Source organism: Nostoc sp. GT001 (assembly GCF_030382115.1).
Lineage (GTDB): Bacteria > Cyanobacteriota > Cyanobacteriia > Cyanobacteriales > Nostocaceae > Nostoc.
In genome coordinates this window covers 5,506,196-5,521,461 of record NZ_JAUDRJ010000003.1, presented here as the reverse complement: position 1 = coordinate 5,521,461, position 15,266 = coordinate 5,506,196, and the positions used below count along the sequence as shown (strand labels likewise).

Annotated in this window: 11 protein-coding genes and 1 pseudogene; 7 read left to right on the top strand and 5 right to left on the bottom strand. The window is 41.3% G+C overall.

What is annotated here, in order from left to right:
- Positions 1-18 precede the first annotated feature (18 nt).
- The 5 genes and pseudogenes from QUD05_RS26235 to QUD05_RS26215 all read left to right on the top strand — a co-directional run.
- Positions 19-360 (top strand): annotated as a pseudogene (locus tag QUD05_RS26235) (Uma2 family endonuclease); the annotation flags it as partial.
- 69 nt (positions 361-429) lie between these two features.
- Positions 430-855, top strand: a complete 426-nt coding sequence (locus QUD05_RS26230) for a helix-turn-helix domain-containing protein (RefSeq protein WP_289798650.1) — start codon at positions 430-432, stop codon at positions 853-855.
- Positions 818-1,039 carry a transposase gene (locus QUD05_RS26225; RefSeq protein WP_289798649.1) on the top strand — a complete coding sequence of 74 codons (222 nt, stop codon included), beginning with the start codon at positions 818-820 and terminating at the stop codon, positions 1,037-1,039. The genes QUD05_RS26230 and QUD05_RS26225 overlap by 38 nt, the downstream gene beginning before the upstream one ends.
- 453 nt (positions 1,040-1,492) lie before the next feature.
- Positions 1,493-2,572, top strand: a complete 1,080-nt coding sequence (gene ada, locus QUD05_RS26220; protein ID WP_289798648.1) for a bifunctional DNA-binding transcriptional regulator/O6-methylguanine-DNA methyltransferase Ada — start codon at positions 1,493-1,495, stop codon at positions 2,570-2,572.
- Entirely contained in the window at positions 2,556-3,194 is a 639-nt protein-coding gene (locus tag QUD05_RS26215; protein ID WP_289798647.1) for a DNA-3-methyladenine glycosylase family protein, read from the top strand. Before ada ends, QUD05_RS26215 begins: the two co-directional genes overlap by 17 nt.
- 471 nt (positions 3,195-3,665) lie before the next feature.
- On the opposite strand, the gene dapF is transcribed toward QUD05_RS26215, so the two are convergent.
- A complete protein-coding gene (gene dapF, locus QUD05_RS26210; RefSeq protein WP_289798646.1) occupies positions 3,666-4,505 on the bottom strand; it encodes a diaminopimelate epimerase in 840 nt (279 codons plus the stop codon).
- Positions 4,506-4,574: 69 nt separating this feature from the next.
- Here dapF and QUD05_RS26205 point away from each other — a divergent pair, with 69 nt between their 5' ends.
- Positions 4,575-4,793, top strand: a complete 219-nt coding sequence (locus tag QUD05_RS26205) for an Hfq-related RNA-binding protein (RefSeq protein ID WP_289798645.1) — start codon at positions 4,575-4,577, stop codon at positions 4,791-4,793.
- Between the two features lie 129 nt (positions 4,794-4,922).
- On the opposite strand, the gene QUD05_RS26200 is transcribed toward QUD05_RS26205, so the two are convergent.
- From QUD05_RS26200 to QUD05_RS26185, 4 genes are all read right to left on the bottom strand, one after another.
- The gene (locus QUD05_RS26200; RefSeq protein ID WP_289798644.1) at positions 4,923-6,707 is read right to left on the bottom strand and encodes a diguanylate cyclase domain-containing protein; all 1,785 of its coding nucleotides are present in this window, start codon (positions 6,705-6,707) and stop codon (positions 4,923-4,925) included.
- 896 nt (positions 6,708-7,603) lie between these two features.
- Entirely contained in the window at positions 7,604-9,943 is a 2,340-nt protein-coding gene (locus QUD05_RS26195; protein WP_289798643.1) for a cation:proton antiporter domain-containing protein, read from the bottom strand.
- A gap of 103 nt (positions 9,944-10,046) precedes the next feature.
- Positions 10,047-11,021, bottom strand: a complete 975-nt coding sequence (locus QUD05_RS26190; protein WP_289798642.1) for an SDR family NAD(P)-dependent oxidoreductase — start codon at positions 11,019-11,021, stop codon at positions 10,047-10,049.
- 12 nt (positions 11,022-11,033) lie between these two features.
- Positions 11,034-11,927: a hypothetical protein gene (locus QUD05_RS26185; protein WP_289798641.1), complete on the bottom strand. Its 894-nt coding sequence runs from the start codon at positions 11,925-11,927 to the stop codon at positions 11,034-11,036.
- A 673-nt stretch (positions 11,928-12,600) separates the two neighbouring features.
- On the opposite strand from QUD05_RS26185, the gene QUD05_RS26180 reads away from it, so the two are divergent.
- Positions 12,601-15,186, top strand: a complete 2,586-nt coding sequence (locus QUD05_RS26180; RefSeq protein WP_289798640.1) for an adenylate/guanylate cyclase domain-containing protein — start codon at positions 12,601-12,603, stop codon at positions 15,184-15,186.
- Positions 15,187-15,266: the final 80 nt, after the last annotated feature.

Below are 15,266 nucleotides of genomic sequence, written 5' to 3'. Positions count from 1 at the left end.
AATTTTAGATTTTTGATTTTTGATTTTCCTAACGGTGCAGAGCGTTCTCCAGATGCTTCCTGGGTGAAAATGAAACGGTGGAATGCTTTAATCGAAGCAGAAAAAGAAAGATTTGCTCCTTTGTGTCCCGATTTTGTGGTTGAGTTAATGTCTCCAAGTGATTCCTTAGAAAAAACGCGAGTCAAAATGAAGGAATACATGGAGAATGGCGCAAGATTAGGATGGTTAATTAATAGAGGACAGCAGCAGGTAGAAATTTATCGTCCCAATCGAAAAGTTGAGATTTTACAAAGTCCTAAAACTCTATTGGGAGAAGATGTTTTGCCAGGATTTGTTTTAGATTTAGCAGAAATTTGGTAATACCAATTCTGTATGAAGATGCGCCAAACTGCGTCAAACTGATAGATGAGTGCATTGAGTAATTTTGTGATGAGTCGTCCATTCCAAGTCGAGATATCAGAAAGCCAAAAAGAATTAGAGAAAGCTCTCAAACATGCCACAACAGCAAGCAGCAAAGAAAGATTACAAATGCTTTATTGGCTTAAGAGTGGTCAAGTCAGCAGCAGGCGAACGTTGGCAGAACGTTTAGGGCGTGATGAAGCAACCATAACTCGTTGGGTGAGAAAGTATAAGGATGAAGGGAAAAGGGGCTTGCTGGAAGTCAAACATGCACCCGGCAAAGCACCGAGTATCAGTGGTTCAGACTTAGAACGCTTAGAAAGGCGGTTGCAGGAAGCATCTGGGTTTCAAAGCTATGGTCAAATTCAACAATGGCTTAAAAGCGAATTAGGGCTTTCACTTGCCTATAAAACAGTCTATGAAGTGGTTGATCTTTCAACCTCCTCACTCTCCTGAACTCAACCCCATTGAGCGGTTTTGGGAATTTCTCAAATCTAAACTGCAATGGGAAAATTGTAAAACACTCACACAACTACAGCACAAGTTAACTGATGTCCTCAAAGAAATTACACCTTCCATGATTGCCTCTCTCACTTCCTACGACTTTATTCTTGAGGCTTTATTTAGCGCAGCTTCATAAAGAATTGGTATAAGTAATTGCCTACCCTGAATCATTTGTAAGAAACAAGATCCCCAACAAATTTTATGAAATCGGGGATATGTCAATACGGTTCGGATAAGGTTTTTTGATGACATGCCCTAGATCGGAAAGACGCGATAAATCGCCGTCTCTACAAAGGACTGATTATTGTAAAGACGGCGATTTATCGCGTCTCTTGCCTGAATCAGGTAAATACCACCACTCATAAAAACTCCGTTGTGTTGACCTAATTTAAGGTTCCCGGTTTCATCGAGTAGTGAACACTCTTTCAACGAGTTGGTACATTCAAAAACTGAGATAATCAACTTTGATCGCAACAATCAGATAGAAAGTAGTTTATCAATACATTTAATCTAGTTTTACCTAAAGACAAAAAATAATAATTAACACTCCAAAGTGGGGATACTTTGCAATAGATTTAAGGAGATATGAATGCAATTACAACAGACACAAATTTTAGAAGAAACGTTCTGGCAAGCAGTTCTCAATCGAGATTACACTTTTGAAGGTAAGTTTTTCTATGGTGTTCGCTCTACAGGCATTTATTGCCGACCGATTTGCCCTAGTCGCAGACCAAATCGGAATCAAGTTTGTTTTTTCCAGTCAGTACAAGATGCTGAAATTGCAGGTTTTCGAGCTTGTAAGCGCTGTCAGCCACAATCTGAAATAGTTCCAAATACAGCCAAAATCTTAGCAGTATGTCGATATATTGAAGCACAAGTTGACCACATTCCAACCCTCTCAGAATTATGCTCTCAGGTGGAAATGAGTCCGAGTTACCTACAAAGAATATTCAAGCAGATAATTGGCGTATCGCCTTTTCAATATGCAGATGCGCTGCGTAGCCAGCGATTGAAACAGCGTCTTCAGTCGGGGGAAGAAATTGCTGATGCAGTTTACGATACGGGGTATGGTTCAAGTAGTCAACTGTATGAGAAAGCACCTAAACAATTAGGAATGACACCAAAGACTTACCAACAAGCTGGAAAGACAATTAGCATTGTTTATGCGATCGCTCCATGTTTACTAGGATATTTGCTTGTGGCAACAACAGAGAAGGGTATCTGCGCCGTAAAATTAGGTGATGAAGCAGACAAGCTTGAACACATTTTGAACCAAGAATTTCACCAAGCCCAGATTGTGCGTAATGACCACATATACAAAGACTGGATACAAGCAATCCTCGACTTCATTGCAGGAGGTGAAACACATCTTGATTTACCACTTGATGTCCGTGGGACAGCATTTCAGAAACAGGTTTGGCAAGCATTACAAAAAATTCCTTATGGCGAAACGCGTACATACACTGATATCGCCTGTGATATTGCCAAACCCCAAGCAGTCCGCGCAGTGGCAAATGCTTGTGGAGCTAATCCAACAGCGCTGATTGTACCGTGTCACCGTGTGCTGCGGAGTGATGGTAGTCTTGGCGGTTATCACTGGGGAATTGAGCGCAAACAAAAACTGCTTACACAAGAATCGAAATTTCTCAAAGATGACTCAAACACCTGAACTAGAATCGTTAACTGAAGAAAGTTTGACCCGTGGTTTAATGGTGCTTGCCAAACTTGATAGCGATTTGGCTCGGATTTTAGAGACATTGGGGCCTCCACCGATATGGTCAAGAGAACCGGGTTTTGCAACGCTTCTGTGCATCATTCTCGAACAACAAGTTTCCTTAGCGGCTGCAAAGGCTGTATTTACAAGACTTTGTGGGGTTGTTGTAACTCTGACGCCAGAAAATTTTCTGATATTGGATGATGTTCAATTAAGAGCGATTGGATTCAGTCGGCAAAAGATTTTATACTGTCGTGGATTGGCGAATGCTGTTGCAACTGGTCAGCTTGACCTAACCAAGCTCCAAACAATGGACGAAACTGCTATCAGAACCGAGTTAAAGCGTCTCAAAGGCATCGGAGATTGGACAGTTGATATTTATTTGCTCATGGCGTTGCAACGTCCTGATGTCTTTCCTAAAGGCGATTTAGCGATCGCGATCGCTCTACAAAAACTCAAAAACTTGGCAACGCGTCCAACACCAGTGCAACTAGAAGTCATGACACAGCACTGGCGACCGTGGCGAGCAGTTGCGGCAAGACTTCTATGGCACTATTACCTAAGTAATCCCAAATAATTGCTCTTTCTCCCTTCTCTACAAGACGCTGCGCGTTCACGTAGTGTCTCGTAGAGAAGGCGCACTTGGCAGTTCGTATAATAAATATAAACTAATAAATGGCAGAAAATCAATGGTTCTTCAGTATTTGTTATGCCAAATTATTAATTAAACATCAAGATTTGGTTTAAAAAATAAGGTTAAAAGCCAAAATTATTGATTAAACCCTAAAATATTAGTAAATAATGTGAATTATATTGAAAAATAAGGATTTCAGGGTTTTGTCAAAGATATTTAGCATAATAAGTACTGAAGAGCCAAAATAATGCAATAAATAGACCATATTGTAGAGACGCGATTCATCGCGTCTTTACCCAAGGATGTGTTGCAATATTATTAAATAACTATAAGAAACGATGGCACAGCCCGCCGCAGACATCGCTGCAAGGCTTCTATGGCACTACTACTTGAGTAATGCCAATAGTAAGTCGGTTACAGTTTACCAGTGAATACCTTTTCAGCCGGGCCTGTCATGTAAATCCGTTGGTCTACTTCTGACCATTCAATTTGTAAGGGACCACCTGGTAATTCTACAGTGGCGATGCGATCGCATTTCCCGGTTAACACTCCAGCTACTAAAGAAGCACAAGCACCAGTACCACAAGCTAAGGTAATCCCAGCACCCCGTTCCCACACCCGCATTTTCAAATAGTCACGGCGTACCACTTGAATAAATTCAGTATTTATGCGTTGCGGGAAAGCTGGGTGATGCTCAAATTTTGGGCCGATGGTTTCTAACTCAATTGCTGCGACATCTTCCACAAAGGTAATGCAGTGAGGATTTCCCATATTTACACAGGTGACATCCCAAGTTTGCCCCGCCACCTCTAACGGCTGAGAAATTACTTTTTCTTCATTGGGTACAAGGGTGGTAGGAATTTCGCTAGCGAGTAACCTGGGTAAACCCATATCTACTTTAACTTGACCATCTGATAAGAGTTGGGGAGTCATTACACCACCCAAAGTATGAATGCGATATGAGTCTTGATTTCGGGATTCGCCTTCTAAGTCTGCCAAAAAGCCAGCTAAACAGCGAATGCCGTTGCCACACATTTCTGGTTCTGAACCATCGGAATTAAAAATCCGCATGGTGTAGTCAGTGCCGTTTTCTCCGGGGAGGGCAAAAATGACACCATCAGCACCGATACCAAAATGGCGATCGCACAACTCGATCGCTTGCTCTGGAGTCACTATAGGCAACGATGACGAGCGATTGTCAATCAAAATAAAGTCGTTGCCTAGACCATGATACTTAGTAAATTCGATTGCCATTTCTTCAAGGATGAATTATCAAGGATTAGTTACTCTTTATTTTGCCTTGTAGGTTCATCTTTACTAAAAATGCTTACTGAATTTGACACCACTTTACCCAGTATTAGACAAGTCCAAAACCTGATTAAACAAACAACGCCAGTTGAGTTAAAGCTGGTGACTCAGGATGTACTCACAGGAAAGGTTTTATGGCAAGATCCACAGTGTATCTGTATTGCTGATGAAAATAGCCAGCAAACCACCGTTTGGAAACAAGCGATCGCCTACATCAAGCCGCAAGTGGGTTAGGAGTGAGGCAGAAAAATCACAGTAGCAGGGTGAATACTTCTTCTACCCTGCCGCAAAACTAAGTGGAGTAAGGGTTTCAATCCCCCTGCTCCCTCCCTCTTTTTGAACCCCTATTCTTCGTCACTAGACTTAGAATTTTGCAGCACAAACCCACCGATTGCGTCCTTGTTCTTTAGCTTTATACAAAGCTTTGTCAGCTGCATTAATTAAGTCTTGAGCTGAACTTTTATCTGTTGGTTTTTGAATTGCCACACCTAAACTGACGGTCACAAAATATTGAAAGTTACTCTTCTTTTTATGGGTAATCTTTAATTCTTGAATAGATTTTTGAATCAGCTTAGTTACTTTAATCGCACCTGATTCGTTCGTATTTGGCAAAATTACAATAAATTCTTCACCACCATAACGAGCTAGTAGATCGGTAGGACGCTTTAATACAGATTGTGCTGCCTGAGCAACTTGTATTAAGCATTCATCACCAGCTAAATGCCCATAAGAATCGTTATAATCCTTGAAATAGTCAATATCAAATATAATTAAAGATAAATAATTTTCGCTTAGTTTTAGTCGATCCCATTCCTGCTCTAAAAACTGATCAAAACAATGACGGTTGGCGATTTGGGTTAGAGCATCTAGCTTACTAAGTTTTTCTAACTGAGAATTTGCTAGTTCTAAAGCATTGTTTGCTTGAGCAAGTTGATTAGCTTGAGAGCGGAATTGCTCTAATAACTCAGAATGTTCTAAAGCTACATTAAACTGAGCAGCTAACTGGTGGATAAATTGAATTTCCGACTTTTTCCACTCACGCGAACAATGGCACTGATGAACACATAGTAATCCCCATAAAGTTTTTCCTTTCATTAGGGGTGCAACAATTTGTGCCTTGATTTGAAATTGCTCTAACAGTTGAATGTGGCAATCTTTTAGCCCAGCTTGATAAATATCTGATAATACCTGTATACGCCCTTGGTGATAAGCAACTGCATAGTTTTCAGCAAAACAATTATCCTTAACCTTAATGGTGATCGTAGAATCGTAGTCAGGCAAGACATTCTCAGAGACAAATTCACCAGAGGTATAGTTCGATTCCGGGTCAAATCGAAAGATACTGACGCGATCGCTACGGAGAGCCTTACGAATTTCTCGTGCAGTAGTCTTAAACAAGGTGTCTAGATTCAGAGATTCACGAATTTCAGCAACTAAATTAAATAGAATCTCCTGCTGCTGATTTGCTTTATACAGTTCTGCTGCTTTTTGTTCTGCTTGAGCTAAAAATTCTGCTTGTTTAACTGCAAATCCTAACTGCGTTGCAATCTGAGATAGAAACTGAATTTCTAATTGTTTCCATTCATGTGGCTGTGAATGCTGATAAGCTGCAAGCACTCCCCACAGTTTTTTTCCCACAAATATTGGTGCAGTTGCATAAGCTTGAATCTGGAACTGTTCTAAAATTTCTAAATGGCATTGAGACAAGCCTGCTGCGTAGACATCTGAAGCAATTAAAGTTTCATTATTACGATACCGTCCACCTTGATGTTCTTTTAGATAAGAGTCATTCCAAACTGTATTTTTTCCTAATGTCTCTACATCATCCCATCCAGTCTCTGCAAACTCAAAGTCACTGACAAATTCTCCACCCCAGTTTTCATAGAAACGATAAACGGCAATCCGTTCGACTCGGAGTAACTTGCAAGTTTCTTTAGTGGCTGTACGAAAAATTGTTTCTAATTCAAGAGAAGCTCGAATTTTGCTAATAACTCGGTAAAGCGCCCTTTCTTGCTCTTCTAGCTGCTGAATCTGAACTTGTTTATCATAGAGTTGAGTTTCTAAATTACTAACACTAGGCTGTCCTAAAAGCTTACAGAGTAGATTAGCAGATGCTCTCGTAATAATACGTAAACTTGTGTACAACATTATAAGTATAATTTCAGTAATATTTTCAAGATGAAAAGATACAGCTACAACGATATAAAAACGTAGTTTTTCTTAGTTTATAACCATTATCGCGAAACTTTGTTACGCGATCGCTTCTCTTCATCTGACTTTTGCCATTAAGTCTTAAAAAGCGTTCTCACAAATAATTTTGGATAAAGTACTGTAAATACAGTACAGTAATTATCATTATCGCCAAAGTATCTGATAACTGAAAATATGAGATAAAAAAGTATTGTAAAGATAGAAGAAATTTGTAAAAAGTAAAGCTCAATTCTTAGATAAATTCAGTTATCAAACAAGATAATCAAATTCAGTAGACCGAAAAATTCTGCGATTGACAAAGATCAAGCAGATGACCCAATTAAATATTTTTCTGCAAAAGATAATCAAAATTTAGAGTAGTCAAGGGCAAAAGATCGCCAGTCCTCAAGCTTGATTTGTCGCCTTACCCCGCAACCACTTTTCAAACATCCTTTTAAGCTCTTACGGATGGACTGTTACCAAAACTGAGCTGCAAATTACTCAATCCATGATGATGTCCGCATCAGAGAGAACATCTTGGATCTGGTAAGCTGTTCCACATTTAAATTGCATAAACTGGGCGGGCAAGATGCCCACCCCACAAGAGTTATAGCAGTTGCCAAAGCCGTTAGGACAGTTTGCGGGAAATGCGTCTTCAACAGCGTACTTTGTGATTTTATTGCTGTCCTAAGCTCCCTGTCCGTTGCTATATATTTAATTCGATTATGCAAATGAGATGTTTTTTAGCTTATTATCCTAAAAGAATATGAAAAAGCACCCCAAATAGCCAAATCACTACCATCCCAAAGGCGCGATCGCTATATTGAGCCACTTAGCTTGCAGAGTCTTAAAGCTTAATCAGTCACACTATCCGCAGGTAGAAAGTCTTTGAGCGTTTCTGCCTCACCAGCTTTCAGCACTGGGATCGAAAGGGGTACTGAACTAGCGATCGCAAATAACTGTTCTAGTTGACTCAAACCTGTCAAGCCACCACATAATAATACTTGGTCGCCGACTCGCAAATCCATGCCGCCATCAGGATAGCGGATAAATTTACCATCTCGCCGGATCGCCTGTACCTGTACTCCAAATTGCTTGGCGATATCTAAATCTGCAAGGGTTTTACCTAGTGTTGGTGCATCTGCATTGACTGTAACCCACTGACAAGCACTATTTTCTCCGGGAACAGCCGCTTGTCCCTTGGCAAATTCTGCCAAAGCTGCTAGTTCTTCATCAGCCCCTACTACTAACAAGCGATCGCCTTCTGCCAATTTGGTTTGATTGTTGGGATAATCAATTTCTTCGCCGTTAGCGCGGCGAATCGCCATCAAACTCACTCCTGTTAAATAGCGCATATCCGCTTCTTCTATGCTCATACCAATTAAGGGCGAATTGGATGGTAAAGGATACCAGCGCTGATTTAAATCGCGCGTAGCTTGGCGCAAATCACGAGCAACTTCAGTTGCAGAGCGCTCTGGGCGCAAATCTAAGTAATGATCGTTGCGGATTTGCTGCATTTCTCGTTGTACGACAGGTGGCGACAACAAGCCTAAGCCAGTTAATAAATAGGTTGCCATTTCTAAGCTGGCTTCAAACTCTGGTTGCACAACTTCCCTGGCTCCCAATTGATACAGCACCTCAATATTTTTATCCTGGGTAGCACGGACAACCAAATCTAATTCTGGGCACAATTCCAAAGCGCGTTTCAAACAAAGACGGGTACTCATAGGGTCAGGAAGTGCGATCGCCATTCCTTTGGCGTGATTCACCCCGGCGGTTTCCAGAACGTGTAAACTGACGCAATTGCCATAAACATAAGATACCCCAGCCTCACGCAACTGCTGAATTCTACTCTCTGATTGGTCGATAACTACCACAGGTAGGTCATGTTGCTGCAACAACTTCACCAAATTCTTGCCGACTCGCCCATAGCCACAAACAACTACATGGTCTTTGAAGGGCAAATCTTCCGATACATCCCGCGCCTCATCTTCTTCTAAGTACGGTTTCAACCAGGGCATTGATTCGGCAAAGTTAAATAAAAATGGCACTAACCGCAATACAAAGGGAGTAAGCATCAGAGTAACTGCGGTGGTTCCCAAAATTAATAAGTATATTTGTCGAGACACCAGCCCCAAAGACTGCCCTTCACTAGCGAGAACAAAGGAAAATTCCCCAATTTGCGCCAATCCTAAACCAGCAATTATGGCTGTTTTCAAAGGATAGCGGAACAGTTTCACTAAGGGCGTGATAATCAAAAATTTACCCAAGAAAACTAGTGTCACCAATCCCAAAATTAATTCCAGGTTGTTCCACAAAAACACTGGGTCAATTAACATCCCAATGGCGGCAAAAAACAAACTGGCAAAGATATCTCGCAGTGGTTCGACATAAGTCAGGGTTTGGTCGGCGTACTCTACCTCAGAAATCATCAAACCCGCGACAAATGCCCCCATTTCAATGGACAGTCCCAAATGCTCTGTCAACAGGGCAATGCCCAAACACAGGGCTACAACCCCTAATAAAAATAGTTCTTTACTTTCGGTACGGGCTAGCAGTTGCAACAAAGGCGGTATCAGCCAAATCCCCGCAGCTATAGCCCCAGCAGCAAATAAAGCAATCGAAGCTAGCGCTGTTAGGACAGCAATGCCAATAGTTTCTGCTGGTTGGTTGAGGGCTGGTAAGACTGCTAACATTAGTCCCAGTGCCAAGTCCTGGACAACTAAAATTCCGAGCATCACTTGCCCGTGGGGCGTTTCTGTTTCATTGCGCTCCATCAAGCACTTGAGGACAACTGCTGTGGAAGACAGGGACAGAATACACCCTAAAAACATCCCCTTAGCAGGTAAGGCTCCCCAGGCTCCGCTTAACCCGCATACTAAAACCGTGACCAAAATCGTCAAAGCAATCTGGAGTCCACCTCCACCAAGAGCGATCGCTTTTACCTTCTTGAGTTCCGCAAAGGAAAATTCCACACCCAAGGCGAATAACAAAAAGGCTACCCCGAACTGTGCCAGAGTCTCTACTTGAATCAGTTCTTTAATCAATCCCAGTCCCGTTGGCCCAATGACTATCCCGCCAATAAGATATCCCAGCAGCACGGGTTGTTGCAAAAGTGCCGCCAATAGTCCGCCACAGGCTGCAACGCCTAGAACTAAAACTAAATCAACAATTAACCGAAAATCTTCTTGCACCAGTTTTAAAAGAACTATTAAGACCTATTAATTCAGGATACAAAGTTTTACGATCTCAAACAGCTTGTTTGCTAAAGGGGTGACAAAATTTGCATATTGGGCATTAAATTTTAGGCGAACCGAGGGCATTCAATAATAGCAGCGACCACGGCAGTTTAATATCAGGTATGAGCCATGAGTACTTTCTCAGTAGAGGCAATGCAGCCGGCAGCACAAAACGCAGAGAGCGTAGGGATGCGGGCTGATAGCCATTTTCATCTACAAGATTATATTTCTTAGCCAGTTCAGCAACAATCTGTACACGCCCTGTACGGCGGATTATATTTGGCTCACCAGCAAGTGCAGCGATCGCTCGTCCAGTAAATAAGGGAGTTTCCCAGTTGTAGCGATCGCTTAAAAATGAGAAATTATTTTCAGTAGCATTGGTTTGATTCATTTCCGAAGCAAAACGGGAAAAAAGCTCAGTACCAACAATACCTGGCCAAATTGAAACAGAAGTGACATTATAGGGCTTTAACTCAACAGCCATATTAGCAGCTAGGCGATCGCAAGCTGCTTTACCAACACCATAAGCTGTATCAAAGATATAAGACATCCCACCCCATGAGGAAATGGTGCAAATGAGTCCAGAGTTACGCTTAGTCATCATCCGAGCCGCAAAAACACTCGCAACATAGTGGCTGCGAAGCCCAACGTTGTTGCTAGCATCCCAAAGACTTGGTTCAGAATCCCAAAAGGGCTGTCCCTGAGCGTCTTTTAATGCCTGAACTCCTGAGTAAGCATTATTTACCAGTAGGTCGAGTTGGCCATTTTGCTCATCTTGAATGCGATCGAAAAGCAAACGCACCTGCTCATCCTCGCTGTGGTCGACTTGGACGGGAATGCATACACCACCGACTTCCTCAATGGCTGATTTCGTTTCACTAAGACTTCCTGAAACCCCATCATTAGAGGAGTTGAGGCTGCGACCCGTGATGTATACAGTTGCACCTGCTTCACCAAGGCCAATGGCAATTCCCCTACCAATTCCCCGCGTAGCACCTGTTACTAAAGCCACTTTACCTTCAAGATGTTTCATGAGCGCTCATTTCTAATCTTTTAGCGTTAAATATTGATTATTACAATATTCTTTCGTAGCTGTGACTGAAACAACTTCTATTTCTATCGGTTTTTCTTTAGTTCCGTCGATCAGAAACTCACTAGCCCCTTCACGAGGTTTTTTCGGATTTCCCCAATCATAGGTGTAACCTAAACCTGTCCAAGGATAATTTTCTTGACTAGCAACGGCATAAGAACTTGTGTATATCTCTTGCAAAATCGGATAACTAGCAGGAATCGGTATATTAAAAACATTACAACTAGAATCATTAATTTCTGGATCGACACATGGTCTACTTAAATCCTCAGCTTTCACCCACATTTCGACAAAATGCGTCTTATTTGAATTTCTATTTAAAATTAAGCCTAAATACTGCTGTAACCTCAGAGAAAGCATAATATTACCGGGAATATCTATACCGATCCCCTTACAATTTTGACAAAATTCCTTAACTTGAGGAACGGCTGTTAACCAAGTCCGTGCTTCTATACTTTTTTTTATACCTACTTTCCAATCCTCGGTTGGGTTTTTGACATATTTCCAACTCGCCATCAGATATTCAATTTTGCCGTTATTTTCTCTCCACTTTATTTGAGGATTAGTTTTTGACAATGACCAAAGATTTTTTATTACTTTCTCTTCACTGGGTCTTTTTGCATCCTCAATAGCTGTATCTAACTGCCTTTTTAGAGCTTGATAACTTTCTGGTTTATTTTTCTCCAGATACTCATTGACATTTGGATTAGTTTCTAATTGCGCTAATAAATCCTTTCTGAGGTTTGATGTACTCTGTATGGGAATTTCTGTAGCTAGCAAACTGGAATATCCGACTGCCAAAAATGCGCCTGTCAAGCCTAAAAATACTTGAGTCTTTAATTTTCTCATTAAAATAATCCTGTGGATTTCAATCGGGTGAATATTACATCTTGGGTTAAACCCAAAGATTGAATCTGATTTTATATTTATGTTTGGCTGAAATGCTATTGTGCTTAATATTTTTAATTAACTTTATCTGTATAAAATTAATATCTATAGGAATCCTAAATCATTTGCGATCAACAAGATCCCCGACTTATTTGAGAAGTCGGGGATCTGCGGGTTCAGTATTTGTTACTCAGCACTTTTTTTTCAGGCTGACATATCTGCGACAGGAAGCGATCGCAGTTGAATATAGGAATTGCGTATAATTACTTACGAAATACAGCCATTTTCAAATAAATTGACTATACTCTACGGATACAGCAATGCTCATTAGTGTTACCTTGCAAAATCTTACAACGCAACACTAACAATCAATCTCCTGCGGAAAACATTGTTTTCTCGTTTACATGAGGGGTCTAACCCTCTATTTATCATCTGTATTCACCACTGGGAAGGGGTTTTGGTCAAGCCATGCTTGTTGGTAATCAGCTTGAGCGTTTATTCACAGGATGACGCTGGCTAAACAAGCGATTAAACTATGGATAATGTCGAGCAATTGTTGCTTTTAACACCACTTACATAAATTTAATCTCATTGTTAAATCTAAAACCTCATTCTGTTATATAAAATACCAGTTATGTCAGCGTATCAAGGAAGTTGTGGGGAGACCACTGATGTGATTATTAGTGTTCACAACCAAGAAAACCTCGAATTACCAGCAAAATCTGCTCCTGTGGGTGCTCTTGCCACAAGACAAGGAACTTTTTCTACGTTTCTTGCTCCCCTGACTCAGGATACTTTTAAACAGGTGGTTCAGGATGTTGAGCAAAAATTACAGATTGTTCATCAAACCCTATCAATGCTCGATTCTCAGGGGTTTGAAACCATTCTGCAAGAAATGTTGCATTCGATTACCTTGAAAACCGGGGAATTACTGGGGGCAGACCGGACGACGATATTTTTATTGGATGAAGAAAAGCAAGAACTTTGGTCAATTTTAGCTGAGGGTGAGGGCGGTCGCTCTTTAGAAATTCGCATCCCGGCTAATAAAGGCATTGGTGGTGAAGTTGCCACTTTTAAAGAAGTTATTAATATCCCCTTTGATTTCTATAACGATCCGCGATCGCATTTTGCCCAAGAACAAGAAAAGAGAACTGGCTATCGCACCTACACCATGCTAGCTTTGCCACTCTTAAATGAACATGGGCAATTAGTTGCAGTAGTACAATTACTGAATAAATTAAAATCTAAAAATAATCACGATGCTCCACTTGCAGAGCGCATTGATACTAAAGGTTTCACCAGTGCTGACGAACAATTATTTCAAGAATTTGCCCCTTCGATTTGCCTGATTTTAGAGTCCTCGCGCTCTTTTTATGTAGCTACCCAAAAACAAAGAGCAGTGGCGGCGCTGATGAAGGCGATTAAGTCTCTCTCTCAAAGTAGTCTCGACTTAGAAGATACCCTGAAACGGGTGATGGATGAAGCCAAAGAACTGATGAATGCCGATCGCAGTACACTATGGTTGATAGACCGCGATCGTCATGAATTGTGGACGAAAATCACTCAGGATGATGGTTCAACGAAAGAGTTACGAGTCCCCGTAGGTAAAGGTTTTGCTGGCATAGTCGCGGCTTCTGGCAAAAAGTTAAATATTGGCTTTGATTTGTACTACGATCCTGACTCAGAGACAGCCCAAAAACTAGACCAGCAAAATGGCTATCGCACCTGTAGCTTACTTTGTATGCCAGTATTTAATGCCGATCAACAACTGATTGGCGTTACCCAACTCGTAAATAAAAAGAAATCCGGGGATTTTCCACCTTATAATCCAGCGGATTGGCCTAAAGCTCCTGACTGCTTCCAAGCTAGCTTTGACCGCAACGATGAAGAGTTCATGGAAGCTTTTAATATTCAAGCGGGAGTCGCGCTGCAAAATGCTCAGTTGTTTGCCACAGTCAAGCAACAAGAACAAATGCAACGGGATATTCTGCGTAGTCTTTCCAATGGAGTGGTTTCCACTGATAAAACTGGGTTAATTATCGCCGCCAATGAAAGCGCCCAACGTTTACTAGGATTGGGAGTAGATGACCGTTTAGAAGGTAAATTAGTTAATGATGTCATTGGCATCAAAGAAGGCGACTTTAGCAAGTGGTATCAGGATGCTTTACATGCAGTTGACTTAAAAGGCCGGCAGCAATATTACCCAGATCGCACACTTTTAAGCACTGGTACAGAACAGCATAGTATTAATTTATCGATTAACACAATTGCCGATGCTAGCGACCAAGAGCAAGTCCGTGGGGCGCTGGTGGTGATGGAAGATATTAGTGATGAAAAGCGGCTCAAGAGTACAATGTACCGCTACATGACCCAGGAATTAGCCGAAGAATTGCTGAAATTAGATGATGCTAAACTAGGAGGCGATCGCAAAGAAGTTTCAATATTATTTTCCGATATTCGCGGCTACACCACATTAACAGAAAACTTGGAAGCAGAAGAAGTGGTGAGTATGCTCAATGAATATTTTGAATCAATGGTGGAGGCAGTCTTTAAACATAAAGGCACTCTTGATAAATACATCGGCGACGCCATCATGGCTGTGTTTGGTTCTCCTCTACCATTAGAAGAACACGCTTGGATGGCAGTACAAACATCCTTAGAAATGCGCCATCGCCTACACGAATTTAATCAACGTCGCCATACAGATGATAAGCCCAGAATTAAAATTGGCATTGGCATCAACTCAGATACCGTGATTAGCGGGAATATTGGCTCTAGTAAACGGATGGAATTTACAGCCATTGGCGATGGCGTTAATCTTGGCTCCCGATTAGAAAGTGTTAGTAAACAGTATGGTTGCGATATTATTATTAGCCATAACACTTTTAAACCATGCCAAGAAAACATTTGGGCTAGGGAACTAGATTACATTCGTGTCAAGGGTAGAAACGAACCAGTAGCCATATACGAATTACTGGGTTTGCGTTCAAATCCGATTGAAAGCGAAAAATTGCAAGTGATTGAACACTATCATAAAGGGCGTGAGTATTACCTCCAGCGGCAGTTTTCTCGTGCCAGGGCTGAATTTGCTAATGTTTTGGCAGCAGACAGCCAGGACAAAGCTGCTATGTTGCATCTGTTGCGTTGTCAGCATTGGTTACAATCACCCCCAACAGAATCAGATTGGGATGAAGGAGTCTGGACATTTCAGGAAAAATAACCCTACTGACTTTTAGGTTAGGGCTTGTAACTAATACCAATTTTAAAAAAGATGTACATTAGGGACTTATATCATGTCCG